General features: G+C 55.3%; 2 rRNA genes. Both read left to right on the top strand.

Annotated elements, in window-relative coordinates:
* The first annotated feature begins 133 nt into the window (after positions 1-133).
* Positions 134-3,039, top strand: a 23S ribosomal RNA gene (locus K3G39_RS20370).
* A gap of 137 nt (positions 3,040-3,176) precedes the next feature.
* Positions 3,177-3,288 (top strand): 5S ribosomal RNA (rrf, locus tag K3G39_RS20365).
* Positions 3,289-3,314 lie beyond the last annotated feature (26 nt).

Below are 3,314 nucleotides of genomic sequence, written 5' to 3'. Positions count from 1 at the left end.
GACGCATCACTTTAGGAGAAGTTCTTTGACATGATGGGAGAGAGAAAAACAAAGACATTAAATAAGGTAAGACTGCCTGGAAGTAATTCTAGTGCAGCCCAAGAAGCGGGCCGGCGATCGTAAGATCACCGGCGAGAACGCAGAGAAGGGCGCATGGGGGATGCCTAGGCTCTCAGAGGCGATGAAGGACGCGACAAGCTGCGAAAAGCTGCGGGGATGGGCACATACCAGGTGATCCGCAGGTATCCGAATGGGGCAACCCACTATGTTGAAGACATAGTATCCGAAAGGAGGCGAACCCGGGGAACTGAAACATCTAAGTACCCGGAGGAAGAGAAAATAACAATGATTCCGCAAGTAGTGGCGAGCGAACGCGGAAGAGCCCAAACCAGTCCCGTCACGGCGGGGCCGGGGTTGTAGGACCACGCTGTGGGACCAAGTATTGAAGCATAACATCCTGGGAAGGATGACCAGAGGGGGTGATAGTCCCGTGTGCGTAAGCTGCTTGGCCCTAGTGGTATCCTGAGTAGGGCGGGACCGGAGAAATCCCGCCTGAATCCAGCGGCACCATCCGCTAAGGCTAAATACTCCTGAGAGACCGATAGTGAACCAGTACCGTGAGGGAAAGGTGAAAAGTACCCTGAATAAGGGGGTGAAACAGATCCTGAAACCATGCGCCTACAAGCGGTCGGAGCCCATTCGTTGGGTGACGGCGTGCCTTTTGCATAATGAGCCTACGAGTTACTCCTCTCTGGCAAGGTTAAGCGTCTTGAGGCGCGGAGCCGGAGCGAAAGCGAGTCTGAACAGGGCGCACAGTCAGAGGGGGTAGACGCGAAACTTTGTGATCTACCCATGGGCAGGATGAAGGTTGGGTAAAACCAACTGGAGGTCCGAACCAGTTTACGTTGAAAAGTATTTGGATGACCTGTGGGTAGGGGTGAAAGGCCAATCAAACTGAGAAATAGCTCGTACTCCCCGAAATGCCTTTAGGGGCAGCGTCGTGGTGGAGTCATGTGGAGGTAGAGCTACCGATAGGACTAGGGGGAGTCAAATCCTACCGAATCCTGACGAACTCCGAATGCCACTTGATATACACGGCAGTGAGGCGCAGGGTGCTAAGGTCCTGCGCCGAGAGGGAAAGAACCCAGACCGCCAGCTAAGGTCCCAAAGTCTATGCTAAGTTGAACAAAGGGGGTCCAGTTGCTTAGACAGCCAGGAGGTTGGCTTGGAAGCAGCCATTCCTTTAAAGAGTGCGTAACAGCTCACTGGTCGAGCGACAGGGCATCGATAATAATCGGGCATCAAGCATGGCACCGAAGCTGCGGATTGAACAGATCTCCTGAGATCTGTCCACTGGTAGGGGAGCATTCCAAGGGCAAAGAAGGCGTCCCGGCAAGGGGCGTTGGAGCGCTTGGAAAAGCAAATGTAGGCATAAGTAACGATAATGCGGGCGAGAAACCCGCACACCGAAAGACCCAGGTTTCCTGATCAACGCTAATCGGATCAGGGTTAGTCGGGACCTAAGGCCGAGGCGAAAGCGCAGGTCGATGGACAACTGGTTAATATTCCAGTACCGGCTATGCATAGCGATGCGGTGACGGAGAAGTGAAAGGACCGCGCACTGACGGAATAGTGCGTTGAAGGCCGTAGGTAGTGGCCCGGTAGTGAAGTACGCCGGGCTAGCTGAAAGCTGATAGTACTCCAAGCCCCCGGGCGCGGAGATAGTGTCCCTAAGCCGGCTCCCTAGAAAACCCGCTAAGCGTTTAAATGCATGGCCGCCCGTACCGCAAACCGACACAGGTGGTCGAGGAGAGAATCCTAAGGTGCTCGAGTGAATCACGGCCAAGGAACTCGGCAAAATGGCCCTGTAACTTCGGGAGAAGGGGCGCTTCCTTGCAGCAATGCAAGAAGCCGCAGTGAAAAGGCCCAGGCGACTGTTTAACAAAAACACATGGCTTTGCTAAATCGAGAGATGACGTATAAGGCCTGACACCTGCCCGGTGCCGGAAGGTTAAGAGGGGATGTTAGCCGCAAGGCGAAGCATTGAATCGAAGCCCCGGTAAACGGCGGCCGTAACTATAACGGTCCTAAGGTAGCGAAATTCCTTGTCGGGTAAGTTCCGACCTGCACGAATGGTGTAACGATCTGGGCGCTGTCTCAGCCGTGAGCTCGGTGAAATTGTAGTCTCGGTGAAGATGCCGAGTACCCGCAACGGGACGGAAAGACCCCATGAACCTTTACTATAGCTTAGCATTGACGCTGGGTAACTCATGTGTAGGATAGGCCGGAGAATGTGAAGCGGCGTCGCCAGGCGTCGTGGATTCTTCCTTGAAATACGGCCCTTGAGTTGCTTGGCGCCTAACCCGACAAAGTCGGGGACCGTGCTTGGTGGGTAGTTTGACTGGGGTGGTCGCCTCCAAAATAATAACGGAGGCTTTCAAAGGTTCCCTCAGTACGCTTGGTAACCGTACGCAGAGCGCAATAGCAGAAGGGAGCTTGACTGTGAGGCCTACAAGCCGAGCAGGGCCGAAAGGCGGATATAGTGATCCGGTGGTTCCGCATGGAAGGGCCATCGCTCAAAGGATAAAAGGTACTCTGGGGATAACAGGCTGATCTCCCCCAAGAGCTCATATCGACGGGGAGGTTTGGCACCTCGATGTCGGCTCGTCACGTCCTGGGGCTGGAGAAGGTCCCAAGGGTTCGGCTGTTCGCCGATTAAAGTGGCACGCGAGCTGGGTTCAGAACGTCGTGAGACAGTTCGGTCCCTATCTGTTGTGGGCGTCGGAGATTTGAGGGGTTCTGTCCTTAGTACGAGAGGACCGGGATGGACGAGCCTCTGGTGGACCTGTTGTGGCGCCAGCCGCAGCGCAGGGTAGCTACGCTCGGACGGGATAAGCGCTGAAAGCATCTAAGTGCGAAACCCGCCCCAAGATGAGATCTCCCTTAAGGGCCGTCAGAGACGATGACGTTGATAGGCCGCAGGTGTAAAGGTCGAAATACCAAAGCCGAGCGGTACTAATTGCCCGAGCGCGTTCTCACCCGTGCACAGCACATCCGGCCAACCCCGGCCCGCCCCTTGGCCTTGCTCGTGTCTGCCGCTTTTTTCTCTTCCAACTAGTCAAACCATACAAGAACTGATCATAGCCATCACACCCGCATAGAAACCGGGTCAAGAGAATGGCGGCTATGGCGCCGGTGAGCACCTCTTCCCATCCCGAACAGAGAAGTTAAGCCCGGCTGCGCCGATGGTACTGGGGTCACACCCGGGAGAGTAGGTGGCCGCCAACCCCAACAACAAACAGCCCCTGTTTCCC

The organism is Pontibacter sp. HSC-14F20, assembly GCF_019599265.1.
Classification (GTDB): Bacteria; Bacteroidota; Bacteroidia; order Cytophagales; family Hymenobacteraceae; genus Pontibacter.
Note: the sequence above shows the minus strand (reverse complement) of the source record. Positions and strands in the feature narration are given on the sequence as shown.